Source organism: Saccharopolyspora hirsuta (assembly GCF_008630535.1).
Lineage (GTDB): Bacteria > Actinomycetota > Actinomycetes > Mycobacteriales > Pseudonocardiaceae > Saccharopolyspora > Saccharopolyspora hirsuta.
Map to the genome: position 1 here is coordinate 229,708 of NZ_VWPH01000002.1, position 24,604 is coordinate 254,311.

Consider the following 24,604-nt stretch of genomic DNA (forward strand, 5'->3'; position numbering starts at 1 on the left):
TCACACCTCCTGGAGGCGGCCCGCGAGCGCGCCCGGGCGCGCGGAAAGCCGCAGAACGTCGACCCGGTGCTCCGGCAGCAGGTCGGAGACCAGGCTCGGGTTCTGGTACGTCACGACGAAGCTCACCGGCGAACCGTCCGAAGTGGACGTTCCGGGGAGCAGGGCGGCCAGCTGGCGGCGCTGGTCGGTGTCGGCGATCGCGTCGGCCTCGTCCAGCAGCACCAGCCGCACGCCCTCGGCCACCGCCTGCCGGACCTCGGCGGCGGGCTCGGCGCTGGTCCGGCACTGGACCAGCGCGGTGCGCGAGCGCACCGCCCGCGCCCGCTGCGGCAGCAGCAGCCCGGTCACCCGCAGGTCGCCCCGCACGGTGCGGACCCGGCCGCCGAGCGCGTGCAGCAGCGCGGAGGTGTCCGCGTCGTCGCCCTCCACCGCGAGCACCCCGCCGGGCCGCAGGTTGATCCGCACCCCGCCGAGGACCTGGTCGCCGCGGTCGTCGTGGATGCTCAGGTCGCGGGCGCTGACCACCTCGTCGTTGCCCGGCCAGTCGGCCAGCCGCAGCTCGTGCTGCAGCGCCTCGCCCTCCACGTCCAGCGCGGGCAACCGGCGGGCCAGCCAGCGCGGCAGCCACCAGGCCTTGTCGCCGAGCAGCGCCATCACCGCGGGCACCAGCGTCATCCGGACCAGGAAGGCGTCGACGAACACGCCGACGGCGAGCCCGAACGCGATGGGCTTGATGTTGGAGTCGCCGTGCGGGACGAACGCGGCGAACACCGAGATCATGATGACCGCGGCCGCGACCACGACCGGGGCGACGTTGGTGAAACCGGCCTCGATGGCCCGCTTCGCGTCGCCGTGGTGGGTGTACTCCTCGCGCATCCGGGAGACCAGGAACACCTCGTAGTCCATGGCCAGCCCGAACAGGATCGCCATCAGCAGGATCGGCATGAAGCTGATGACCCCGCCGACGTGCGCCACGTTCAGCGGTCCGGCCAGGTGCCCCTGGTTGAACACGAACGCCACCGCGCCGAAGGTGGCGCCGACTGACAGCAGGTAGCCGAGCGCGGCCTTGACCGGCACCCACACCGACCGGAACACCATCGCCAGCAGCACCAGGGTCAGGCCCACCACGATGACCGCGAACGGCAGCAGCGCGTCGAAGAGCTTCTCGGACAGGTCGATGCCGATCGCCGTCACGCCGGTCACCGCGATGCCCGAGCCGTACTTCTCCGCGAAGTGCGGGCTCATCGCGCGCAGCCGGTGCACCAGGTCGGCGGTCTCCTCGGACTCGCCGCCGGTGGTCGGCACCACCTGGATGATGCCGGTGTCGATGGTCGGGTTCGGGGTGGCCATCGGCACCGCGGCCACCCCGGGCATCGCCCGGATCTCGTCGGCGATGCCGTTGACCACGCCGAGCGGGTCCTTGCTGCCGATGATGTCGGTGGTGATCATCAGCGGGCTGTTGAAGCCGGGGCCGAACTTCTCGGCGATGTGGTCGTAGGTGTCGCGCGCCGGGGTCCCGACGGCCTGCGCGCCCGCGTCGGGCACCGACAGCTTCAGGTGCGCCATCGGCAGCGCGCACACGCCGAGACCGGCGACGACCACGACGATGGTGACCAGCGGCGCCTTGGTGACCGCCCGCACCCAGGTCAGCGCGAACGAGCGGCGCTCGCGCCGCGGCTTGGCGGCGCGCCGACGCCGCACCTTGACCGGCCGCAGCCGCTCGCCGGCGAAGCTGAGCAGCGCCGGGATCATGGTCAGCGCCACCGCGACGCCGATCGCGATCGCGACACCGGCCAGCACGCCCATCGTGGTCAGGAAGGTGATCCCGGGGACCGCCAGCGCCAGCAGCGCGATGATCACGGTGACCCCGGCGAAGATCACCGCCGAGCCCGCGGTGGCCACGGAGCGCGCGATGGACTCGGTGACGCCGACCCCGGCGGCGAGCTGCTCGCGGTGCCGGGACACGATGAACAGCGAGTAGTCGATGCCGACGGCCAGGCCCAGCATCACGCCGAGCATCGGCGCGGCCGAGGAGACCTCGGTGAACGCGGTGGTCAGCAGCACGATCGTCATCGACACGCCGACGCCCACGAGCGCGGTGACCAGCGGCATCACCGCAGCGATCAGCGAGCGCAGCAACAGCAGCAGCACCAGCAGCGCGACGACCACGCCGACCGCCTCGGTGGCGCCCAGCGCGGGCATGTTGTTGGCGAAGATGTCGCCGCCGACGTGCACCGAGGCACCCGCGCCGAGCTGCTGCTCCAGGGCGTTGGCCTCGCTGAGCAGGTCGTTCTTCACCTGGTCCGGGACGTCCAGCGGCGGGAAGTCGAACTGCATGTTGATCAGACCGGTGCTGCGGTCCTCGGAGACCTGGTTGCCCACCAGCTCGTCCAGCGGGCTCATCACCGCTTGCACGCCGTCCCACGCCGAGACGCGGTCGATGAGCCCTTCGAAGGCCGCCCGGACCTGCGGCGAGTCCACCTGCTCGCCCTCGGGCACGGTGAACACCAGCTGCGCGCGCGAGCCCGTCATCTGCGGGAAGACGTTGTTGAGGTGGTCCAGCGCCTCCTGCGATTCGGCGCCGGGGATCTCGAGGCTGGTCTCCATGCCCTGCTGCAGGAAGAACGCGCCCCCGCCCAGCACGGCGAGCAGTGCGAGCCACCCGACCAGCACCCAGGTCCTGGCGCGGACCACGGCCCGCCCGAGTCGGTACAGCAAAGACGACAACCGGAACACTCCCGCAGCGAAGAACCGATACACGGCGCATGCGATACGCGATGCATGCGATACACGATGTATTCGATTCACACTGTATATTTCCCGAGATCCCCGGCGGCCACCTCGCGGGGGAAACTGTGAGGCGAAACACTGGGCAGGAGACTCAAGGTCATGACCGAGCAGCCGCAACGACGCGAGACCCGTCGCCGCGCGGAGACCCGTCGACGGTTGATCGCCGCTGCTCGGGACGTGTTCCTCGAGCACAGCATCCGAGACACGCCGGTGGAGCTGATCTGCGAGGCGGCCGGGTTCAGCCGCGGCGCCTTCTACTCCAACTTCGCGACGAAGGAGGACCTGTTCCTCGCCGTCTACGAGGAGGAGATGGCCGCCCGCATCGACCAGACCCGGGAGATCATCGAGAAGGCGATCGCGCCCACCGGCGAGGAGCGCTCGGTGCACGAGGCGATCGTCAAGATCGGTGCGGCGTGCGCGGAGTCGCTGGTCGCGGACAAGACCTGGTACCTGCTGCTGACGGAGTTCCGCGCGCACGCCCTGCGCAGCCCGGAACTGCGCATGCGAGCGGGGGAGTACCTGGTCCAGGTCACCGAAGCGGTGGCGGAGCTGATGCAGCACGCCCTCGACGAGATGGGCATGCGAGCGGAGGTGGACACCCGTGACGCGGTCCGAGCCCTGATCGCGATCTACGACGCGGAGCTGGAGCGAGCGGTCTTCAGCAACACCGACCCGAACATGGGCACCCTGTTCACGGAGATCTTCCCCCGAGTAGCAGCCGCCCTCATCGCCCCGCGGGAGAGCTGAGACGCCCCCGGGCAGCCCGGCGCGACTTCACCGGACAGCACGCCGGTGGACAGCAGGGCGGCGCTGCTGCTGATGACGAGTTTCGCCATGGGGCGGAGGCTCCAGGGCCGCGCTCGCAGAACGCACACAGGGCCGTCTCCGGTGGCGGGTGTGGAAAGCTCAGCTCGTGAAGTCAACTCCTGCAGTGCTTTCCGGCGTGGTGGTCGCCGGTGTCGTCGTGCTCGCCGCTTGCACCGGGCCCGAGCCCGCGCCGCCGCCACCGCCGCCGACGCCCACGACCAGCGAGGTCGCGGGGTGCCCGGAGTCCGGTGTGGCGATCACCGCTGGTCCGGTGGACGCCGCGATGGGGTTGCGGGCGATGGGCGTCGTCCTGACCAACTGCGGGACCGCGGACTACACCGCGAACGGGTTCCCGGTGGTCCGGGTGCTGGGCGCGGACCGGCAGCCGCTGGACGTCGTGGTCGGCAACGGGTCGGAGCCGGTCAGCTCGCCGGACAGCTACGACGTGCCGCCCGCGCCGGTCACGCTGCGGCCCGGCGACCAGGTGACCGCGCGGGTCCTGTGGCGCAACGACGTGACGGACTCGACCGCGCCCGCCGTCGACGGCAGCTACCTGGAGATCGCTCCCGCGGCGGGCGAACCGGCGCAGGTCGTCGAGCCGGACGGCGGGATCGATCTGGGCACCACCGGGCGGCTGGCGGTGAACGCCTGGGCCGTCCGCTCCTGATCCGCGCGGTACGCCTGAGATCTGCGCAGGTCAGCGAGGCCGTTCGGGGGAACTGTGGTGCGCGCCACGGGCGGCGTCGGGGGTGGGGGTTTCGCCGGGGGTGGATCACCCGAGACAATGCGCTGCCATGGCCAATGAGCGTGCAGAGCCCCCAGCCGGTCGGCCGGGCCCCGGACCGTCCGGGCCGCCGCCGGGGCGTCCGCAGGACGGATCGCCGCAGGGACCGGTGCCGCCGGGCCGGCCGCCGCAGGCGCCGCCCGGGCAGGTGCCGCCCGGACCGCCCCGCCAGGGACCGGTGCCACCGGAGGGGCAACCGCCGCAGGCCCAGGAGACGCGGAAGACGGGAACGGTCGGCCCAGCGGCCGCAGCCCCGGCAGGCCCACCGCCCGGTGCGGTCCCGCAGGCACCGGTGCCGCCCGGTGCGGCTCAGCCGGGTCCACCGCCTGGAGCTGGCCCGATGCCACCGGGCGGTCCCCGCCCTGGCGTCCCCGGTGCACCTCCGCCCGGCGCAGCTCCGCAAGGTCCACCTCCTGGTGCGCCCCAGCAGGGGCCTCCGCCCGGCGCTCCCCAAGGCCCGCCACCGGGCGCGGCTCCCCAAGGCCCGCCCGGCGTGGCTCCGCAGGCCCCGCCGCCCGGCGGGCGGCAACCGCCGCAGGGGCCGCCGCCGAACCAGTACCCGGCGACGCGGGTCCAGCAGCGCTTGGACGGGCTCGACGAGCCCGCCCCCTACCGAGAGTCCGGCACGCTGCGCGACCCGGACGCCGACCGCCGGGACCCGTACGCCGACGGCCGCCGCGACGAGGCGCGGTACCGCGACGCCTACGACGAGGGCTACCGGGACGCGTACTACGACCACTACGACCAGCGGCGCGACGACCGCTACCAGGACGACCACGACGACCGCTACCGGGACGAACCGCCCCGCGAGCGGCGTCGCGAGCGGGCGCCCCGGGAGGACCGCTACGACGACCGCGAGCCCCGGTTCAGCGGTCCCAGCGCGGACACCATCGGCCGCCTGATCGGCGTGTTCACCGGCCTGATCGCGCTGATCTTCCTGCTGCACATCATCTTCGTGGTCACCGGTGCCAACCAGGACAACGGCTTCGTGTCCTTCACCTACGGGACCGCGAAGTTCTTCGTGTTCGGCCTGGGCGACGTGTTCCAGCCCGGGGACGCGACGATCGGCGTGGTGCTCAACTACGGCCTCGCGGCGCTGATCTACCTGTTCGGCGGCCGCATCGTCGCCCGCGCGCTGAAGCGCTGATCGGCTGTGAGCACTCCGCGGCCGCGCGGAGTGCTCACAGCGGATGGCCGTAGCGGGCGAGCACTCGGGCGCGCAGGTCCGGGTCGTTGCGCGGCACCGGTTCCAGGAACACCTCGTCCAGCTCCGGGAACTCCTCGCGCAGCGTCCCGTCGATGCGCACCACCGCGCGCTCCAGCTCGGTGGAGTCCAGCGAGGCGGCGAAGTCCACCCGGGCGCAGCACAGCACCCGGTCGGTCCCGACGTTCATGGACAGCAGGTCCACCACGCTGTCCACCTCCGGCTGCTCGCCCAGCCTGCGGTGCACGGCCACCAGCAGCCTGCGGTCCGCCTGCTGCCCGATCAGCAGGGCGAGGTTGGTGCGGGCCATCGTGTAGGCGACCAGCGCGAGCAGGACGCCGATCGCGATCGAGGCCAGCCCGTCCCACGCGCTCGACCCGGTGAGGTCGTGCAGCCCGAGCCCGGCGAAGGCCAGCAGCAGACCGGCCAGCGCCGCGCTGTCCTCCAGCAGCACCGTCTTGACCGTCGGGTCGTCGGAGACCCGCAGGTGGTGCAGGATCGTGTCGCCGTTCTCGGCGGCCTCGGCCCGCACCTGGCGCATCGCGCGCAGCCAGGACACCGCCTCCATCGCGAAGGCCAGCGCGAGCACGAGGTAGCCGACCAGCGGCTGGGTCTGCTCCTGCGGCTCGCCGAACAGTGTCCGGAAGCCCTCGACCAGGGCGAACACCGCGCCGGAGACGAAGATGCTGATCGCCGCGATCAGCGACCAGAAGTACCGCTCTTTGCCGTAGCCGAAGGGGTGGCGGGCGTCGGCGGGCTTGCCGGAGCGCCGTAGCGCGGTCAGCAGGAACACCTCGGTGCAGGTGTCGGCCACCGAGTGACCGGCCTCGGCGAGCATCGCGGCCGACCCGGTGATCGCCCCGGCGACCGCCTTCATCGCCGCGATGGCGAGGTTGATGCCCAGCGCCACCAGCACCGTCAGCGTGCTCTCGCCACCCTTTTCCGCGTCAGCCATCGGCCACCCCTCGACGTCGCCTGAGATGGCGAACACGCTAGGCGGGGGCGGCATGATCCGCCCAGTGACTCTCTGTGCTATATGTCCCCCTTTCGGGGGGCGACGGTTGGTGCGCGATCCGGCATGGCACCCTTGGGAGGGCCGATCCTGCGCGGTTCGGCCGGCCGCGTACGCCCCGGCAGCGCCGGACAGGCGGGCCATGTCCAGGAGTGGCCCAAGATCAGGAGTGACTGAGTGGAAAGCTTCTTCTCCTTCATCCTCTACCCGGTGTCGGCGATCTTGTGGTTCTGGCACAAGATCTTCGGCGCCGTGCTCGGCGAGGACAACGGGTTCGCCTGGGCGCTCGCGGTGTTCTTCCTGGTCTTCACGCTGCGTGTGGTGCTGCTCAAGCCCGCCATCAGCCAGATGCGGGCCGGGCGCAAGATGGCGAAGTTCGCCCCGCACATCCAGAAGCTGCGCGAGAAGTACAAGAACGACCGCCAGCGCATGGCGCAGGAGATGCAGAAGCTGCAGTCCGAGCACGGGGTGAACCCGCTCGGCGGCTGCCTGCCCGCGCTGCTGCAGATCCCGGTCTTCCTGAGCCTGTTCCACGTGCTCCGCAACTTCCACCCGGGTGCGGAGAGCAACTTCATCTTCGACAAGGCCGGCGTCGACTCGTTCATCAACGCCGACATCTTCGGCGCGAAGCTGTCGAACTGGATCACCCAGCCCGAGGCGGAGCTGGCGCTGTTCGGCACCGACCGCACCTCGATGATGATCGTCGGCATCCCGCTGATGATCATCGCGTCGGTGGCCACCTTCTTCACCATGCGCCTGTCGGTGAAGAAGCAGACCGATGCGGCGATGGCCAACCCGCAGTCGGCGATGATGGCCAAGTTCATGATGTACGTCGCGCCGATCGGCGCGATCATCTCCGGTTGGTTCCTGCCGATCGCGGTCCTGCTGTACTGGCTGGCCAACAACGTCTGGACCCTGGGCCAGCAGCACTTCCTGACCAAGAAGATCGACCGCGAGCAGGAGCGGGAGAAGGCCAAGGAGATCGAGGCCAAGAAGTCCGCCCCGCGGCCGAAGCCGGGCCAGAAGCCGGTGCGCCAGGACGGCAAGAGCGCCGACGAGGAGTCCGCCTCCACCGCGACCGCCACCGCGACCTCCGGCAAGCCGAAGAACAACAACGGCCAGCGGCCGGGCGGTCGTCCGGGGACCAAGAAGAACCGGCCGGGCAAGCAGGCGGCCTCGGCCAAGAAGGGCAAGAAACGACGGTGACCCGGCGACGGACCGGCGTCGATCGCCCGGTCCCGTCGTCCGAACCGCAGTTTCAGTGAGGTTTTTCCAGCCTCGTTCTGCGTGGCGGTGCCGGTGGCGGAACCTCAGCGCCCGCCTGGACTCCGGGTGCCCAACTTTATGTATGCCAATACACGGCAGTTGGGCCGTCCTCGCCAGGCGAACGCTGAGAACCCGCGGCGGTGCGAGTTGCGAGGGTGGGTTATGCGCCTGCGGCGCATGCGACCCTCGCCGATCGGTGCCGGTCGCCCTTCGCGGCTGCGGTCCACGGGCAGGATGAAAAAGGCTCAGTTGAAACTGCGATTCCGGGTGCGTGAGTTCTGCAGTTTCAACTGAAACCGCGAATGTGCGAAGGGGCCGGTGGACGGATCCACCGGCCCCTCCTGCTGTCCCCGGATCAGGCCGGGGTGGCGATGACGATGCGGTTCTCGTCGTAACCCAGGTCGCCGCCGACGTAGCGGCCGCCGCAGGTCACCAGCACCAGGCGGTGCTCACCGCCCTGCCCGAACAGGTCGCGGGCCCGGGCGGGCAGGTCGTCCTTGTCCACCGTGATGACCTCGGACACCTGGTACCGCCACTCCTTGCCGCCGTCGTCGACGACGGTCACGGGCTGACCGGGTTCGGACCGCCAGAGCTCCTCGAACGGCCCGACCGAGCCCTTCCAGTTGACGTGCCCGGCCAGCACCGTCGCACCCTTCGGGGCGTCGAGCCCGGCACCCCACCAGGTCGCCTCGTCGACGCCGTCGGGCACCGGCAGCGTGCCGGACCGGTCGATCTCCTTGCGCACGAGCTCGGCCGTGCCGCCCTGCGGCAGCCGGACGGTGCCCGGCGGCTGACCGGCCGGGACGTGCACCGGCTGCGCGGGCAGTGCTTGCGGAGCCGCCGCGGCCGCTTCGCGCGGCGGCGCGGGCCGGTCCGCGGCGGTGCTGGTGGCGGGCGCGGTGAGCAGGTTCCAGGCGACCACGACGGCCACCGCGACCAGGGCGATCACCGCGACCGCCACCACGACGAACAGGGAACGGCGCCGAGCTGTCACTGCTTCCGCGCCCCGATCCGCCGGCGCAGCGCGAACCCGGCTCCGCCGATCACGGTCACCGCGGTCAGCCCGGCCAGGCCGAGCAGCCCGGCGGGCACGCCCTCCTCGGTCGGGTCACCGGCCGGGATGCGGATCGGCACGGTCGGCGTGTTCGGCTTGTTGACCAGGCTCAGCTCCAGCGTCTGCCCGGCCTCGACGGTGCCGGTCACCGACGGCGGGTTGGCCCCGTCGAAGGCCTCCTCGTAGCCGGGGGCGGGCTTGACCTCGGTGATCCTGACCTCCTGCGGGGTGCGCAGGTCGGGGACCTCGACGGTGCCGTCCGCGCCGGTCACGACCACGACGGGCTGGCCGTCCTCGCCGACCAGCGGGGTGCCGTCCTGGCGCACCGCTGGCGAGCCGTCCGCGGCGGTCACGCGCAGCGAGACGCCGGCGATGCCCGCCTGGCTCTCCGAGTCGGTCTTGCCGACCTTCACCACGCCCGGCGCGGTCACCGCGGTGGTCGCGGCCTCGACGGAGAGCTCCTGCTCGCCGCCGGTGGACACCACGCGCTGGGTGGTGTCGGGCTGGTTGACGGCCTGCCGCACGTACGGCCGGTCGGCCGGGGCGGACAGCTTGCCGGTGATCTTCGGGTTCGGCCCGGTCGGGGTCACCTTCAGCACCAGCGGGCTGCCGTCCTCCGGCGTGGTGACGGTGCCGTCCTCGGCGACGCCCTCGACCTCGGCGTCGGTGGGGGAGAGCTGCACCGGCACCCCGCCGATGCCCTGGCCGTCGGCGCGCTGCACGGTCAGGGTCCACTCGGCGGCCTGGCCGATGGTCTGCTCGCCCTCAGGGGCGGTCAGCTCGGCCTCCCACGGGCCGCGGTTCTTGCTGGCCTCCGCCTTGAGCGACTCCACGGCGTCCTTGGCGCCCTGGGGGAGCTTGGCGTAGTGGGCGTCGACGTCGTAGGCGATCCGCTTGAAGTCGTTGTCCGGGTCGAGGTCGGCCGCGCTGCGCGGCGCGGCGGTCCACGAGTGCAGCAGGTGCGCGAGCGCGGCGGCCTGGTCGGGCGACTGGGTGTTGCCGTAGCGCAGCAGCAGGTAGGAGATGTCGGCGGCGGTGTCGTCGGGGATCGCGGTGCCCCACTTGGTCTTGAGCTCGTCGCCCGGCTGGTACTCCTCGTCGCTGTCCGGTGCGGTCAGCGCGAACTGCACGCACCACACCTGCTGGCCGTTGACGAGGTAGGAGCCGAGCCAGTCGCGGTCCGGTTCCGGGTTGCCCCGGTACGGCTGCCCGGGCCGGGTCTCGTGGCCGACCGCTTCCTGCGGGTCGGCGCTGGCGGCACCGGGGAGGGCCAGCAGGCTCCCCCCGGCGAGCGCGGCGGTGCCCAGCACCGCCGCGGCCCACTTCTTGAACATGCGCATGCGAGCTCCAGTTCCGGTGGTGGAGGTGATGCGGCGTCGCGTGTTCGTTCTGCTGAACCCCGACCAGGAACCGCGCGAGCGCCCGACGCGATACTTCCGATCACGGAGCGTGGCAACAAGAGGTCATCCGGTTGACGTTGCCGATCACTCCGCGTCGAAGATCGCAGGCGCAAGGCACGCGATGGTCACCCGTTGAGCCGAGCGGAGTGGTGGCGCTCACGCGATTTCGGTGACCCGGTGCATTGGCGCGGAAAGGTTGGCGACGGGACGTGATCGTTATCGCGGAAAAATCGATACCGAGTAGTTTCCAGGGGCGGTGGGGACACCCCGGATCGGCGGGTAAAGTCGCTTTTACCGAACCGGGAACCGGTCAGCGCTGCCGAGCGTTGTTCCGAGTGACGGCGCAAGCACGCCCAGGAGGATGAGTTGCGCACAACGAGCAACCCCGCGTTCCGCAACCTGCCGACGACCGGCGGTTACGCGAACTTCAACTACGGCCAGGGGCAGCCCGCTTCGCCCTTCGGCGAGGCGACGGTCGCCCCGCCGCAGACCTCGCGTCCGATGACGATCGACGACGTGGTCACCAAGACCGCGATCACCCTCGGCCTGGCGGTGATCACCGGCACGCTGACCTACCTGGTCGGTCCGCCGGCCGTCGCGCTGGCGCTGCCCGCCGCGATCATCGGCCTGGTCATCTCGCTGGTCCTGATCTTCAAGAAGAAGGTCAGCCCCGGGCTGGTCATCGCCTACTCGGCCGTCGAGGGCGTGTTCCTCGGCGGCATCAGCTACCTGTTCGCCTCCCTGGTCCCGAACCTCGGCGCGGGCATCATCCTGCAGGCCATCGCGGGCACCATCGGTGTCTTCGCGGCCATGCTGGTGGTCTACAAGACGGGCGCGATCCGCGTCACCCCGAAGCTGACCAAGTGGATCATCGGTGCGGCTGCCGGTGTGGCGGTCCTGATGCTGGTGAACCTGATCGCCAGCTTCTTCACCGCGGGCGGCCTCGGGCTGCGCGACGGCGGTCCGATCGCCATCATCTTCAGCCTGGTCTGCATCGGCATCGCGGCGTTCAGCTTCCTGCTCGACTTCGACGCCGCTGACCAGGCGATCAAGGGCGGGGTGGACGCCAAGTTCTCCTGGTACATCGCCTTCGGCCTGATGACCACCCTGGTCTGGCTCTACCTGGAGATCCTCCGCCTGCTGTACTACTTCAACCGCGAGTGACCCCCAGCAGAACGACGAACGGGGCCCTGCCGCCCATCGTGGACGGCAGGGCCCCGTTGCGTTGAACGGCGAAGAGTTCCCGCAGGTCAGCTGAGGCGCTCGAGGACCATGGCCATGCCCTGGCCGCCGCCGACGCACATCGTCTCCAGGCCGAACTGCTTGTCGTGCCACTGGAGGGAGTTGATCAGCGTCGTGGTGATGCGGGCGCCGGTCATGCCGAACGGGTGGCCGACCGCGATCGCGCCGCCGTTGACGTTCAGCTTCTCCAGCGGGATGCCCAGGTCCTGGTAGGACGGGATCACCTGGGCGGCGAACGCCTCGTTGATCTCCACCAGGTCGATGTCGCCGATGCTCATGCCCGCGCGCTTGAGCGCCTGCTTCGACGCCTCGACCGGGCCGAGGCCCATGATCTCCGGCGACAGGCCGGACACGCCGGTGGACACGATCCGCGCCAGCGGCGTCAGACCCAGCTGCTTGGCCTTGGTGTCGCTCATGATCACCAGGGCGGCGGCGCCGTCGTTGAGCGGGCAGCAGTTGCCCGCGGTGATCCGGCCGTCCGGGCGGAACACCGGCTTGAGCCCGGACACGCCCTCCTTGGTCACGCCCGCGCGCGGGCCGTCGTCGGCGTCGACGACCTTGCCGTCCGGGGTGGTGACAGGGGTGATCTCGCGGGCCCAGAAGCCGTTGGCGATGGCCTTCTCCGCCAGGTTCTGCGAGCGGACCCCGAAGTCGTCCATCTCGTCGCGGCTGATGCCCTTGACCCGCGCCAGGTTCTCCGCGGTCTGGCCCATCGGGATGTAGACGTCCGGCACCAGGTCCAGGGTGCGCGGGTCGGTCCAGGAGTCCGCGCCCTGCTCGGCGACCTGCTGGGTGCGCGCCTGGGCGTCGGCGAACAGCGGGTTCTTGGTGTCCTCGAGCGAGTCGGAGTTGCCCTTGGCGAACCGGGAGACCATCTCCACGCCGGCGCTGATGAACACGTCGCCCTCGCCGGCCTTGATCGCGTGCAGCGCCATCCGGGTGGTCTGCAGGCTCGACGAGCAGTAGCGGGTGATGGTGGTGCCGGGCAGCTGGTCGTAGCCGAGCAGCACCGCGACCGCGCGCGCCATGTTGTAGCCCTGCTCGCCGCCGGGCAGGCCGCAGCCGAGCATCAGGTCGTCGATCTCGGCCGGGTCGAGCTCGGGCACCTTGTCCAGCGCGGCGCGGATGATCTGGGCGGTGAGGTCGTCCGGGCGGAGGTCCTTCAGCGACCCCTTGCCGGCCCGGCCGATGGGGGATCGCGCGGTGGCGACGATGACTGCTTCGGGCATGGGAACTCCTTCGTTCGCGGTCGTGGGCGCGCGAAGCGGCGATCCGCCGCGCACGGCCCGCGCGACTTGACCTACTGGTCGGTCACTTTAGAGCCGGTGACCCCATCTTGGCGGTGACGGCAGTCACCGGACAAGGGTGAAACCGACCAGTTGGTACGTCGTCCGGAAGTCGTGAGCGCGTAACGGTGTTCGAACACTGTTACGCGCTCACGACCGTCGGATCAGCGGGAGCGGTGGTGCAGACGGCGGTTCAGCCCGGCGACGATGCGGCTGGTCGGGCGGCGCGCCTCGGCCGCCTCGGACCGGGTCGGCGCGGTCGGCAGCGGACCGCCCTCCCACTCGCCGATCGCCGCGCACATCGCGGGCAGCAGGATCGCCGTCGCCGCCTCGTACCCGGCCGCCGACGGGTGGAACCGGTCCGGGCTGAAGAACTCGCTCGGCCGGGCCAGGAACTCCGGCGACAGCAGGTCGGCCAGCGGCACGGCGTGCCCACCGGCGGACTCCACCACCCGCCGCTGCGCGCGCCCGAGCGCCAGGCTCCAGTGCCGCGCGATCGACCGCAGCGGCTGCGGGATCGGCCGGATCGCACCCAGGTCCGGGCAGGTGCCGACGACCACCGCCACGTCGGCCTCGACCAGCCGCCGCACCGCATCGCCGAGCAGGTCGGCGCACGCCGAGACCGGCAGCTTCGAGGTGACGTCGTTGGCCCCGACGATGATCAGCGCCAGCCGCGGCGGCCGCACCAGCGCGGCGTCGACCTGCGCCGCCAGCTCCTGCGAGGTGGTGCCGACGATGGCGCGGGTGGTCAGCGCGACCGGGCGGTCCAGCTCCTCGGCGAGCCCGCGCGCCATCCGCACCCCGGGCAGCTCGGCCGGGAAGTCCACGCCCAGCCCGGCCGCGGCGGAATCGCCGAGCACCGCGAACTCCAGCGGCTCGACCCCGTCCGGCAGCTCCCGCCGCGGCACCGGCCCGGTGCCGTCGGGCAGGTGGACGCCGTCGGCGCGCAGCGGCTCGCTGGCCGGTGGGCCGATCACCCGCCGCGCGTACTTGGACTGCCCGTTGAGCAGCCCGTACGCGGCGCCGGAGAGCCCGCCCGCGGTGCCCGCCGCCAGCAGGGCGAGCCGGAGTGCCTTCGCTGCGATCATGCGGCCCTCCTGAACCGGTCCGGACCGCCCGAGATCACCGGGCGGCCGCGTCGAACGGGATGGGTCATGGTCGCCCCGCGCCGCCCCGCCCGCGAGGCGAGCGCTCCCGTCATCGGCAAGACGTCGGAGAACGTGAATTCGTTCCCCCAACGGTGTGTCGCGCGCGAGGTCCGCGGAGTTTCACCCGCTCCGGTGATCGTGATCGCAGCGCCGTTGGAAAGCCTCGGTGAGTTGGCCGGTGACCAGCAGATTAGGCTCGACGGAGCACAGCAGTCTGGGAAGGATCGAGGACCTGACGTGGACTACGTCGAGCACGTCACCGACCTGGTGGGCAACACCCCCCTGGTGCGGTTGAACGCGGTGGCAACCGGCAAGGCCCCGGTGCTTGCCAAGGTCGAATACCTCAACCCCGGTGGCAGCGTGAAGGACCGCATCGCGCTGCGCATGATCGAGGCCGCCGAGGAATCCGGCGAGCTGCGACCCGGCGGGACCATCGTGGAGCCGACCTCCGGCAACACCGGCGTCGGCCTGGCCATGGTCGCCCAGCGCAAGGGGTACCGCTGCGTCTTCGTCTGCCCGGACAAGGTCAGCGAGGACAAGCGCAACGTCCTCAAGGCCTACGGCGCGGAGGTCGTGGTCTGCCCGACCGCGGTCCCCCCGGAGCACCCGGACTCCTACTACAGCGTCTCCGACCGCCTGGTCGAGGAGATCGAGGGCGCCTGGAAGCCGGACCAGTACTCCAACCCGGCCAACCCGGAGTCCCACGTGCACTCCACCGGCCCGGAGATCTGGGCGCAGACCGAGGGCAAGGTGACGCACTTCGTCGCCGGCATCGGCACCGGCGGCACCATCTCCGGCACCGGGCAGTACCTGAAGAAGGTCTCCGACGGGCGGGTGCGGATCATCGGCGCCGACCCGGAGGGCTCGGTCTACTCCGGCGGCAACGGTCGGCCGTACCTGGTGGAGGGCGTCGGCGAGGACTTCTGGCCGACCACCTACGACCGGGAGATCTGCGACGAGATCGTCGCGGTCTCCGACGCCGACTCGTTCGAGATGACCCGGCGGCTGGCCCGCGAGGAGGCGCTGCTGGTCGGCGGTTCCTGCGGGATGGCGGTCGCGGCGGCGCTGCGGATCGCGGAGACCGCGGACCCGGACGACGTGATCGTGGTGCTGCTGCCCGACGGCGGCCGCGGCTACCTGACCAAGGTGTTCAACGACTCCTGGATGGCCTCCTACGGCTTCCTGTCGCCGGACCACGCCGGTGGTTCGGTCGGCGACGTGCTGCGCCGCAAGGACGGCACCATCCCGGACCTGGTCCACGTTCACCCGAACGAGACCGTCGCGGAGGCGGTGGCGATCATGCGCGAGTTCGGCGTGTCGCAGATGCCGGTGGTGCGCGCGGAGCCGCCGATCATGGCCGCCGAGGTGGCGGGCGCGGTCAACGAGCGCGACCTGCTGGACGCGCTGTTCGCCGGTCGCGCGAACCTCGCCGACCGGGTCGAGGCGCACATGTCCCCGCCGCTGCCGACCATCGGCGCGGGCGAGGAGGTCAGCGCCGCGATGACCGCGCTGGCCGGGGCCGACGGGGCGATGGTGCTGATCGACGGCAAGCCCGCCGGGGTGGTCACCCGACAAGATGTGCTTGGATTCATCGCCGGTCGATGACGACTTGTTACGGAATGGCACTACGCTGCCCGTCCATCAGATAGCGTGTGTCGTCGAATGCCCAGGCTTTCGCATTACGCCCCGAGGGAGTAGGACAACCCGATGAGCTCTCCGCAGCCGCCGGACGGCGGTCAGCAGGGTTCGGACCCCATCTCGAACCGGATGGACCCGCAGGACCCCAACCAGGCTGGCAGCGACGCGACTCAGGTCGTGAAGCCCGTGCAGTCGCAGGGACAGCCGCAGCAGCCGCCGTCCGACTCGACGCAGGTCGTACCGCCGTCGATGCAGCCCCCGCAGCCGATGTACCAGCAGCCCGGCCTGAGCGGCCAGAGCGGCGCTGAGGCGACTGCGATGGTGCCGCCGTCGGCGCAGCCCCCGCAGCCGATGTACCAGCAGCCCGGCACCCAGAGCCAGCCGGGCGGCTTCCCGGCCCAGCCGCAGCAGCCCGGCACCCCCAGCGGCGGCTTCCCGGCCCCGCAGGCCCAGCCGGGCTTCGGCGCCCAGCCGCCCCAGGCTGCCTACGGCCAGGTGGCCCCCCAGGGCCCGGGCAACCCGGGTCTGGCCAAGACCGTCGCCATCCTCGGCATCGTCTTCGGTTCGCTGGGCATCCTGTTCGGCATCATCGGCATCCTCGGTCTGGCTGCTGCGTCGAGCCTGGCCTCGCAGTACGACGTCGAGGTCCCGTCGATGGGCCTGGCGTACGTGATGGTGATCGTCAGCATCATCGCCGCCATCGCGTACCTCGTCGGCGGCATCCTGCTGCTGAAGCGCAAGCCGATCGGCCCGCTGCTGGTCGGCGGTGCTGCGGCCGTCGGTGCTCTGTCGAGCCTGATCGGGATCATCATGTACCCGGCTGGCTTCCAGGGTTACTTCGGTCTGCTCTTCGGCATCGCCCTCGCGGTGCTGGCGTTCCTGCCGGGCACCCGCGACTGGGCCGCTGCCGGTGCGCAGGCCCCGGTTGCCGGTGGCTTCGGCGCGCCGCAGGGCTTCGGCCAGCCGGGCCAGTCGCCGTACGGCCAGCAGCCGCAGCAGTTCGGCCAGCCCGGCCAGCCGGGTCAGCCCGGCGGCTACCCGCCGCCCGGTGGCCAGCAGCCGCCGCAGTGGTGACACGTTGAGCTCGAGCGGAGCGGCCCTCGACCAGCCCGGTCGGGGGCCGCTCCGCGTTCCGGGGCCGAGTCGGCGAACCGGTCGGTTGGTCGTACGCTGCTCCACATGAGTGATGGCTTTGCTACCCGCGCGATCCACGCGGGGCAGGAGGCGGATCCGACGACCGGTTCGGTGATCGTGCCGATCCACGCCACGTCGACCTACGCCCAGGACGGGGTGGGCGGCATGCGCGGGGGGTACGAGTACTCGCGCACCGGCAACCCGACCCGCACCGCGCTGGAGCAGTGCCTGGCGGAGCTGGAGGGCGGCCGCCACGGGCGGGCGTTCGCCTCGGGCATGGCCGCCACCGACGCGGTGCTGCGGGCGACGCTGCGGCCGGGCGACCACCTGGTCATCCCGGACGACGCCTACGGCGGCACGTTCCGGCTGATCGACAAGGTGCTCACCGGGTGGGGCGTGGAGTACACCCCGGCTCCGGTGTCCGATGTGGACGCGGTGCGGGCGGCGATCCAGCCGAACACCAAGGTGATCTGGGTCGAGACGCCCACCAACCCGCTGCTCAACATCGCCGACATCGCCGCGCTGGCGCAGGTCTCCCGCGGGGCGGGCACGAAGCTGGTGGTGGACAACACCTTCGCCTCGCCGTTCCTGCAGCAGCCGCTGGAGCTCGGCGCGAACGTCGTGGTGCACTCGACGACCAAGTACCTGGGCGGCCACTCGGACGTCGTCGGCGGTGCCGTGATCACCTCCGACGACGAGCTGGCCGAGCAGATCGCGTTCCTGCAGAACGGCGCGGGCGCGGTCCCGGGCCCGTTCGACGCGTTCCTCACGCTGCGCGGCGCCAAGACCCTCGCGATCCGCATGGAGCGGCACAGCGCCAACGCCGAGCGGATCGCCGCCGCGCTGGCCGGTCACCCGAAGGTCGCGAAGGTCCTCTACCCGGGTCTGCCGGAGCACCCCGGCCACGAGGTCGCGGTGAAGCAGATGCGGCACTTCGGCGGCATGATCTCGTTCCTGCACGCCGACGGCGAGGAGGCCGCGCTGCAGGTCTGCGCGCGCACCCGGCTGTTCACGCTGGCCGAGTCGCTGGGCGGGGTGGAGTCCCTGATCGAGCACCCGGGCCGCATGACGCACGCCAGCACGGCGGGCTCGATGCTCCAGGTCCCGGCCGAGCTGGTCCGCCTCTCGGTGGGCATCGAGGAGGCCGACGACCTGGTCGAGGACATCCTCCAGGCCCTGGGTTGACAGTGCCGCCTCTCCGCGATTCACAGTGGTGGTTGCGTTTGGGGGGTGAGGTCGCGGTTTCCGGGTTTCTTGTGGCTGGGTTGCGTCACGGTCCCCTGAGGTGCGGTTGGGTGGGGCTCGGGACTTTGTCCGGCAAGGTCGTCCTGGGTGTGCAGAACTTGCGCAATTTCAATGGAAATCGGACGTCCGATTTCCATTGAGCCTTTTTCATCCTGCCCGTGGACCGCACCTGCGAAGGGCGACCGGCACCGATCGGCGAGGGGCGCACGCGCCGCAGGCGCATAACCCACCCTCGCAGCTCGCACCGCCGCGGGTTCTCAGCGTTCGCCTGGCGAGGACGGCCCTGACGCCGTGTATCGGTCATACATCAGTCAGGGCACCCGCAGTCCAGGCGGGCGCTGAGGTTCCGCCACCGGCACCGCCACGCAGAACGAGGTTGGAAAAACCTCATTGAAATTGCGTCCACCCGGGCGGAGCTAGCGAAGCGCACTGCTGCGGAGGTTGATCCCTGCCGGGATCGGTGATCTCACCGCGCTTGGGCGGGGTCGCTGCTGCCCAGGCCCTCGGCCGGGGGACGCGGGGTGACCGGGAGGTCGTCGGGCTGCAGGCAGCCGCCGATCAGCTCGACCACGTCGTCCCGGACCAGGTAGGAGCCGGGGTTCTCGCACCCGGACTGCAGCACCGCGAAGACCGCCGCGCCGGACAGCGCGGCCGCCGTGACCACGCCCGTGACCAGCGGGAGGGCGCGGTTCGACGTCAGCTTCGACATGCTCCCTCCCCATGATCTGGGCGGCGGCCCCGGTGCGCGGTGCCCACCGCCGGAAGTGCTCGGCGGTCGCGCGCGTCGCCCCCTCCGCGACCAGCCGCTCCTTCGAGGGTACCCAACGTGTTGCTCGAGTGACCCCCGGTTCGCGGTGGCACGATTGGCGCATGCGGCTGGTCGACCTGGACCGGATCCGGGCCGCGGACGCGGAGCTCGCCGGGATCGCGCGGCGGACCCCGCTCGAGCACTCCCGCGTGCTGGGCGCGCACTGCGCGGGCGATGTCTACCTGAAGTGCGAGAACCTCCAGCGCACGGGCTCGTTCAAGCTCCGCGGCGCTTACGTGCGGCTGCGGGCGCTCGACGAGGCTCAGCGCGCGGCCGGTGTCGTCGCGGCCAGCGCCGGGAACCACGCGCAGGGCGTCGCGCTGGCCGCGTCGCTGCTCGGCATCCACGCGACGGTGTTCATGCCGGAGCAGGTTCCGCTGCCGAAGCTGGCGGCCACCAAGGCCTACGGCGCCGACGTCCGGCTGCGCGGCGCGGTGCTCGAGGAGACCCTGGCAGCGGCCCGCGAGCACGCTCGCGACACCGGTGCGGAGTTCATCCACCCCTACGACCACCCGGACATCGTCGCCGGTCAGGGCACGGTCGGCCTGGAGATCCTGGAGCAGCTGCCGGAGGTCCGCAGCATCGTCGTGCCCACCGGCGGCGGTGGCCTGGTCGCTGGCGTGGCCGCCGCGGTGAAGGCCGAGCACCCGCAGGTCAAGGTGCTGGCGGTGCAGGCGGAGCAGGCCGCGGCCTGGCCGGTCTCGCTGGCGGCGGGCAAGCCGGTGCGGCTGGCCGAGACCCAGACGGTGGCCGACGGCATCGCCGTCGCCGAGCCCGGTCCGGTGCCGTTCGCGCACGTCGCGGAGCTGGTCGACGGGGTGTTCACGGTCAGCGAGGAGGCCTTGTCGCGGGCGCTGCTGCTGTGCCTGGAGCGGGCGAAGCTGGTGGTCGAGCCCGCGGGTGCGGCGGCGGTCGCGGCGCTGCTGGAGCACCCGGAGCAGGTCGTCGCCCCGGCGGTTGCGGTGCTGTCCGGCGGCAACATCGACCCGCTGCTGCTGCTCCAGCTGATCCAGCACGGCATGACCGCGGCGGGCCGCTACCTGTCGCTGCGCATCCGGCTGCCGGACCGGCCGGGCTCCCTGGCGGGTCTGCTGGCCAAGCTCGGCGAGCTGACCGCCAACGTCCTGGACATCGAGCACTCGCGGATCTCCGGCGCGCTGGCCCTCGGCGAGGTGGAGGTGGAGATCTCTCTGGAGACCCGGGGCCCGGAGCACCGCGAACGCGTGGTCCGCGAACTCCGGGCCGCCGGTTTCACCGTCCTCGCCGACCGCTGATCGGGGATCAGAGGTTTCCGCGGCGTTCCTGCTCCCGCTCGATGGCTTCGAAGAGGGCTTTGAAGTTGCCCTTGCCGAAGCCCAGGGAGCCGTGGCGCTCGATCAGCTCGTAGAACATCGTCGGGCGGTCGCCGATCGGTTTGCTGAAGATCTGCAGGAGGTAGCCGTCCTCGTCGCGGTCGACCAGGATGCCGTGCTCCTTCAGCGTCTCGATCGGCACCCGCACCTCGCCGATGCGCGCCCGCAGCTCCGGGTCGTCGTAGTAGGAGTCCGGCGCTCCCAGGAACTCCACCCCGGCGGCCCGCATCGCGGTGACCGTCCTGATGATGTCGCCGGTGGCCAGCGCGATGTGCTGGCAGCCGGGACCCCGGTAGAACTCCAGGTACTCGTCGATCTGCGACTTGCGCTTGCCCACCGCTGGCTCGTTGAGCGGGAACTTCACCCGGTGGTTGCCGTTGGCGACCACCTTGCTCATCAGCGCCGAGTAGTCGGTGGCGATGTCGTCGCCGATGAACTCGGCCAGGTTCACGAAGCCCATCACCCGGTTGTAGAACTCCACCCACCGGTCCATCTGGCCGAGCTCGACGTTGCCCACGCAGTGGTCGACGGCCTGGAACAGCCGCTTGGGCGCGTCCGCGGGCTTGACGTAGCTGCCCCGCTGCGCGACGTACCCGGGCAGGTAGGGGCCGGTGTAGCGGCTGCGGTCGAGCAGCGTGTGCCGGGTTTCGCCGTAGGTGGCGATCGCCGCGGTGCGGACCGTGCCGTGCTCGTCGGACACGTCGTGCGGCTCGTCCAGCACGGTCGCCCCCTGCGCCCGCGCGTGCGCCACGCACTTGTCGACGTCGAGCACGTCCAGGGCGAGGTCGACCACGCCGTCGCCGTGCCGCCGGTGGTGGTCGGCCAGCGGGCTGTCCGGGTCGACGGCGCCCTTGAGCACGAAGCGCGCCGAGCCGGACTTGAGCACGAACGCCTTGTGGTCGCGGTTGCCGTTCTCCGGGCCGGAGTAGGCGACCAGTTCCATGCCGAACGCCACCTGGTAGAACAGCGCGCTCTGGGTGGCGTTGCCGACGACGAACACCACGGCGTCGAGCGCCCGGACCGGGAACGGGTCCTTGGTGTCGTCGTGCTCGACGAGCCCGACGAGCCGCCGCATCTGGTCGAAGGTCACGTCGTCGAGCTGCTCGGGCTGATTCCTCTGGTTCACGGTGCCGGTCACGATGTCCCCCCCGCGGTTGGCTCCGGTGCTGATGAGCTCAGCGTGCGCGGGCCGGTCACCCTGGGCAACAGCGGTTGATTTATCTGGGCAATCTGTTCAGCATTCGATCGGATCCGCTGGATGGATCGGTCAACCCGAGCAGAGGATGAGACGTGGCTGCGAACGCCGAGGCCCTGGACGCGCTGGACGCGCGCCTGCTGCTGTTGCTGTCCGACGAGCCCCGCCTGGGCGTGCTGGAGTGCTCACGCAGGCTGGGCGTGGCGCGCGGCACCGTGCAGGCCCGGATGGACCGGCTGGTGCAGCGCGGCGTCCTGCTGGGGTTCCCGCCGGAGCTGGACCTGGCGGCGATGGGCTACGGCCTGACGGCCTTCGCGGTCCTGGAGATCGCCCAGGGCCACCGGGCGCTGGTGGCCGAGCAGCTGGCCGCGATCGACGAGGTGTGCGAGGTGCACGCGACGACCGGCCAGGGCGACCTGTTCGTCCGCATGGTGGCCCGCTCCAACGCGGACCTGCAGCGGGTGATCGACGAGATCGTCGGCGTCACCGGGGTCCGCCGCACCTCGACGTCCATCGCCCTGTCCACCCCGGTGGCCCCCAGAGTCCGCCCCCTCCTGGAACGCCTGGCGAAAACAGCGGAATAGAAAGCACCGCGGGCGCCCAACAGAGCGCCCGCGGTGCGGAGGCCTTTTCGTGCTCAGCCGGCGCGGCTGCTTCTGATCAGCCGGTGAAGGGCTCGGCCTTGACCAGGGTGACCTTCATCGTGCCGCCGTTGGGCAGCTCGTACTCGCGGGTCTCGCCCTCCTTGGCGTCCAGGAGCGCCTGGCCCAGCGGCGAGCTCGGGGAGTAGACCTCCAGCTCGCCGTGCGCACCCTCCTCGCGGGTGGCCAGCAGGAACTTCTCGGTCTCGTCCTCGCCGTCGTAGCGGACGGTCAGCACCGAACCGGGGCGGGCCACACCGGACTCGGTGGGCACGTCGCCGACCTTGGCGGTGCGCAGCAGCTCCTGCAGCTGGCGGATGCGGGCCTCGATCTGGCCCTGCTCCTCGCGGGCAGCGTGGTAACCGCCGTTCTCCCGGAGGTCGCCCTCCTCGCGGGCCTCGTTGATCTTCGCGGCGATCACCGGGCGGTTGGCCACGAGCTCGTCCAGCTCACCCTTGAGCCGGTCGTAAGCATCCTGGGTCAGCCAGGTCACCTGGGTCTCGCTCACGGTCACCACTCCTCGTCGACTGCGTCCCGCGACTCCCCGCGGGCCAATTGCATTTCCGCGCTCATTTCTCGGCTGATGGCCAAGTAACGGAAAAACACGGCCCGCGCGGGGCCGTGCTGTGCTCGACGATAGCACGAACCTACACGCCGAGGGGCTGCATTTTCCCAGCGCCCGGCGTGGAACGCCTGTCTTCACCCGGTTGGCCGCGTGTGGGTGGACAAATATTCAGGAACGTTGTAAGTGCAGCCGTACACCTCCCCGGTGGCCGGTTGGGGGGACGTGCGCAACACAGTCTCCTGCCTGGTCACACCATCCGCAGGCTGGATGAGGACTTCCTTGCGGCCGATCTCCTCGCCGGACTTGGCCCGGGAGCGCACCACGCACACGGCGGGGCGCTGCGGTTCGTCGCGCTCGACCTCGACCACGATGCGCACGGAGCTGTCGTCGATGATCTCGAAGGCGACCTGCTTGCCCTCGATGGGAGCGCTGCCGAGGTTCCGGTAGCCGATGATCGACACGCCCACCAGGGCGACGAGCACGACCGCGTAGAGCAACCAGCGGCGGCCCGGCCGCGGTCGCGTCGCCTTCGCGCGCGACCCGTACCGGTCCTGCGGGATCTGCGGGTGCGTCACCGGCTCGGGAAGCCTTTCGCCTGCGGTCTTGCCGCCCCCGCTGGCGGGGGCTGGCGCTCGGTCCATCGGACCCACCGGGAACAATGGGGCCCGACATCCACGTTAAGTATCCCTGGGGTGTCCTGCGGCCTGTCAGCGGGGCCGTGTTCAGGAGAGATGCTGCATAGCAGGAGGGGACTACCGGGCGATGGCGGACAAGCTGCGGCTGATGACGGTGCACGCGCACCCGGATGACGAGTCCAGCAAGGGTGCCGCGACCACTGCGCGCTACGTGGCCGACGGGCACGAGGTGATGGTGGTCACCTGCACGGGGGGTGAAGCGGGCAGCATCCTCAACCCGGCCATGGACCGGCCCGAGGTCGTCGAGAACCTCTCGGAGATCCGCCGCGAGGAGATGGCGAAGGCGGCCGAGATCCTCGGCGTGCAGCACCGCTGGCTGGGCTTCGTGGACTCCGGCCTGCCGGAGGGCGACCCGCCCCCGCCGCTGCCGGAGGGCGTGTTCGCCACCACCCCGCTGGAGGTGTCCACCCGCGAGCTGGTCAAGGTGATCCGGGAGTTCCGCCCGCACGTGGTGATCACCTACGACGAGAACGGCGGCTACCCGCACCCGGACCACATCCGGTGCCACGAGATCTCGGTGGCGGCCTTCGACGCGGCCGGTGACCCCGACCTGTACCAGGACGCCGGGGAGCCCTGGCAGCCGCTGAAGCTGTACTATTCGCACGGCTTCTCCCGGAAGCGCATGCACCTGTTCCACGAGGCGCTGCTGGCGCGGGGCATGGAGTCGCCCTACGGCGAGTGGCTGGCGAAGTGGGACTCCTCGCGCCCGGACCCCGACGACCGGGTCACCACGCGGGTCGAGTGCGCCGAGTACTTCCCGCAGCGCGATGACGCGTTGCGCGCCCACGCCACCCAGATCGACCCGAACAGCCGGTGGTTCGCGGTGCCGCTGGACGTCCAGCAGGAGCTGTGGCCGACCGAGGACTACGAGCTGGTCCGGTCCCTGGTCGACACCACGTTGCCGGAGGACGACCTGTTCTCCGGCGTGCAGGAGAAGGTGTGCGCATGACTGCCCTGGAAACCGCGGCCCACGTGCTCGCGCAGGCCCCGGCACCGCCGAACGACCCGGGCGGGCAGGGCGAGGACTTCGGCAAGTCCTCCCCGGTCGGCCTGGTGCTGCTGATCCTGTTCGCGGTGGCGGTGGTGTTCCTGATCCGCTCGATGACCAAGCACCTGCGCAAGCTGCCGGTGGTCTTCGACGAGGAGAAGGCCGCCGCAGCGGCCCCGGCGAAGGTGAAGCGCGCCGAAGCGGCCCGCGAAGCGGAGGCCGCGAAGGCGGAAGCCGAAGCGAACGAGAAGGAGGAGCCGAAGCCCGACAAGGGCGAAGGCTCGTAGCCGACAGGAGGAGCGGGGCCGTCCTGGATTTCCGGGCGGCCCCGCTTCCGTTTTCAGCGATGG

General features: G+C 71.1%; 22 protein-coding genes. 12 read left to right on the forward strand and 10 right to left on the reverse strand.

Annotated elements, in window-relative coordinates; all coding sequences use genetic code 11:
• Positions 1-2,727 carry an MMPL family transporter gene (locus F1721_RS04140; protein WP_150065189.1) on the reverse strand — a complete coding sequence of 909 codons (2,727 nt, stop codon included), beginning with the start codon at positions 2,725-2,727 and terminating at the stop codon, positions 1-3.
• Between the two features lie 162 nt (positions 2,728-2,889).
• Here F1721_RS04140 and F1721_RS04145 point away from each other — a divergent pair, with 162 nt between their 5' ends.
• From F1721_RS04145 to F1721_RS34910, 3 genes are all read left to right on the forward strand, one after another.
• Complete coding sequence (locus F1721_RS04145) at positions 2,890-3,537, forward strand: TetR/AcrR family transcriptional regulator (RefSeq protein ID WP_150065190.1); 648 nt, start codon at positions 2,890-2,892, stop codon at positions 3,535-3,537.
• Between the two features lie 166 nt (positions 3,538-3,703).
• A complete protein-coding gene (locus F1721_RS04150) occupies positions 3,704-4,264 on the forward strand; it encodes a DUF4232 domain-containing protein (protein WP_246154203.1) in 561 nt (186 codons plus the stop codon).
• A 610-nt stretch (positions 4,265-4,874) separates the two neighbouring features.
• Positions 4,875-5,528 (forward strand): hypothetical protein, encoded by a 654-nt coding sequence (locus F1721_RS34910; protein WP_150065191.1) that lies wholly within the window; start codon positions 4,875-4,877, stop codon positions 5,526-5,528.
• Between the two features lie 34 nt (positions 5,529-5,562).
• Here the strand turns inward: F1721_RS34910 and F1721_RS04160 are convergent, their stop codons facing one another.
• Positions 5,563-6,540: a cation diffusion facilitator family transporter gene (locus F1721_RS04160; protein WP_150065192.1), complete on the reverse strand. Its 978-nt coding sequence runs from the start codon at positions 6,538-6,540 to the stop codon at positions 5,563-5,565.
• A 234-nt stretch (positions 6,541-6,774) separates the two neighbouring features.
• Here F1721_RS04160 and yidC point away from each other — a divergent pair, with 234 nt between their 5' ends.
• Positions 6,775-7,803: a membrane protein insertase YidC gene (yidC, locus tag F1721_RS04165; RefSeq protein ID WP_150065193.1), complete on the forward strand. Its 1,029-nt coding sequence runs from the start codon at positions 6,775-6,777 to the stop codon at positions 7,801-7,803.
• Between the two features lie 415 nt (positions 7,804-8,218).
• Here the strand turns inward: yidC and F1721_RS04170 are convergent, their stop codons facing one another.
• Complete coding sequence (locus F1721_RS04170; protein ID WP_150065194.1) at positions 8,219-8,857, reverse strand: class F sortase; 639 nt, start codon at positions 8,855-8,857, stop codon at positions 8,219-8,221.
• Positions 8,854-10,257, reverse strand: a complete 1,404-nt coding sequence (locus tag F1721_RS04175) for an MSCRAMM family protein (RefSeq protein ID WP_342782916.1) — start codon at positions 10,255-10,257, stop codon at positions 8,854-8,856. Before F1721_RS04175 ends, F1721_RS04170 begins: the two co-directional genes overlap by 4 nt.
• Positions 10,258-10,683: 426 nt before the next feature.
• Between F1721_RS04175 and F1721_RS04180 the strand changes: the two genes are divergently transcribed.
• Positions 10,684-11,481: a Bax inhibitor-1/YccA family protein gene (locus F1721_RS04180; RefSeq protein WP_150065195.1), complete on the forward strand. Its 798-nt coding sequence runs from the start codon at positions 10,684-10,686 to the stop codon at positions 11,479-11,481.
• A gap of 86 nt (positions 11,482-11,567) precedes the next feature.
• Here F1721_RS04180 and F1721_RS04185 read toward each other — a convergent pair whose 3' ends face one another.
• Entirely contained in the window at positions 11,568-12,788 is a 1,221-nt protein-coding gene (locus F1721_RS04185; protein ID WP_150065196.1) for an acetyl-CoA C-acetyltransferase, read from the reverse strand.
• Between the two features lie 221 nt (positions 12,789-13,009).
• Complete coding sequence (locus tag F1721_RS04190; protein ID WP_150065197.1) at positions 13,010-13,933, reverse strand: SGNH/GDSL hydrolase family protein; 924 nt, start codon at positions 13,931-13,933, stop codon at positions 13,010-13,012.
• 297 nt (positions 13,934-14,230) lie between these two features.
• Between F1721_RS04190 and F1721_RS04195 the strand changes: the two genes are divergently transcribed.
• From F1721_RS04195 to F1721_RS04205, 3 genes are all read left to right on the forward strand, one after another.
• On the forward strand, positions 14,231-15,598 hold the full coding sequence (locus F1721_RS04195) for a cystathionine beta-synthase (protein ID WP_150065198.1): 1,368 nt from the start codon (positions 14,231-14,233) through the stop codon (positions 15,596-15,598).
• A gap of 102 nt (positions 15,599-15,700) precedes the next feature.
• The gene (locus tag F1721_RS04200; protein WP_150065199.1) at positions 15,701-16,705 is read left to right on the forward strand and encodes a DUF4064 domain-containing protein; all 1,005 of its coding nucleotides are present in this window, start codon (positions 15,701-15,703) and stop codon (positions 16,703-16,705) included.
• 105 nt (positions 16,706-16,810) lie between these two features.
• A complete protein-coding gene (locus F1721_RS04205) occupies positions 16,811-17,950 on the forward strand; it encodes a cystathionine gamma-synthase (protein ID WP_150065200.1) in 1,140 nt (379 codons plus the stop codon).
• A 526-nt stretch (positions 17,951-18,476) separates the two neighbouring features.
• Here F1721_RS04205 and F1721_RS04210 read toward each other — a convergent pair.
• Positions 18,477-18,719, reverse strand: a complete 243-nt coding sequence (locus F1721_RS04210) for a hypothetical protein (RefSeq protein WP_150065201.1) — start codon at positions 18,717-18,719, stop codon at positions 18,477-18,479.
• 161 nt (positions 18,720-18,880) lie between these two features.
• On the opposite strand from F1721_RS04210, the gene ilvA reads away from it, so the two are divergent.
• Positions 18,881-20,092, forward strand: coding sequence for a threonine ammonia-lyase (ilvA, locus tag F1721_RS04215; protein ID WP_150065202.1), 1,212 nt, complete (start codon positions 18,881-18,883; stop codon positions 20,090-20,092).
• A gap of 7 nt (positions 20,093-20,099) precedes the next feature.
• Here ilvA and hppD read toward each other — a convergent pair whose 3' ends face one another.
• Positions 20,100-21,245 (reverse strand): 4-hydroxyphenylpyruvate dioxygenase, encoded by a 1,146-nt coding sequence (hppD, locus tag F1721_RS04220; protein ID WP_150065548.1) that lies wholly within the window; start codon positions 21,243-21,245, stop codon positions 20,100-20,102.
• Positions 21,246-21,460: 215 nt separating this feature from the next.
• Here hppD and F1721_RS04225 point away from each other — a divergent pair, with 215 nt between their 5' ends.
• Positions 21,461-21,949 carry an Lrp/AsnC family transcriptional regulator gene (locus F1721_RS04225; protein ID WP_150065203.1) on the forward strand — a complete coding sequence of 163 codons (489 nt, stop codon included), beginning with the start codon at positions 21,461-21,463 and terminating at the stop codon, positions 21,947-21,949.
• 76 nt (positions 21,950-22,025) lie between these two features.
• On the opposite strand, the gene greA is transcribed toward F1721_RS04225, so the two are convergent.
• Positions 22,026-22,514, reverse strand: coding sequence for a transcription elongation factor GreA (greA, locus tag F1721_RS04230; protein WP_211840326.1), 489 nt, complete (start codon positions 22,512-22,514; stop codon positions 22,026-22,028).
• Between the two features lie 191 nt (positions 22,515-22,705).
• Positions 22,706-23,212 carry a DUF4307 domain-containing protein gene (locus tag F1721_RS04235; RefSeq protein WP_150065205.1) on the reverse strand — a complete coding sequence of 169 codons (507 nt, stop codon included), beginning with the start codon at positions 23,210-23,212 and terminating at the stop codon, positions 22,706-22,708.
• 121 nt (positions 23,213-23,333) lie between these two features.
• Between F1721_RS04235 and mca the strand changes: the two genes are divergently transcribed.
• Complete coding sequence (gene mca, locus F1721_RS04240) at positions 23,334-24,215, forward strand: mycothiol conjugate amidase Mca (RefSeq protein ID WP_150065206.1); 882 nt, start codon at positions 23,334-23,336, stop codon at positions 24,213-24,215.
• A complete protein-coding gene (locus tag F1721_RS04245; RefSeq protein WP_150065207.1) occupies positions 24,212-24,541 on the forward strand; it encodes a hypothetical protein in 330 nt (109 codons plus the stop codon). The genes mca and F1721_RS04245 overlap by 4 nt, the downstream gene beginning before the upstream one ends.
• The last annotated feature ends 63 nt before the right edge of the window (positions 24,542-24,604 follow it).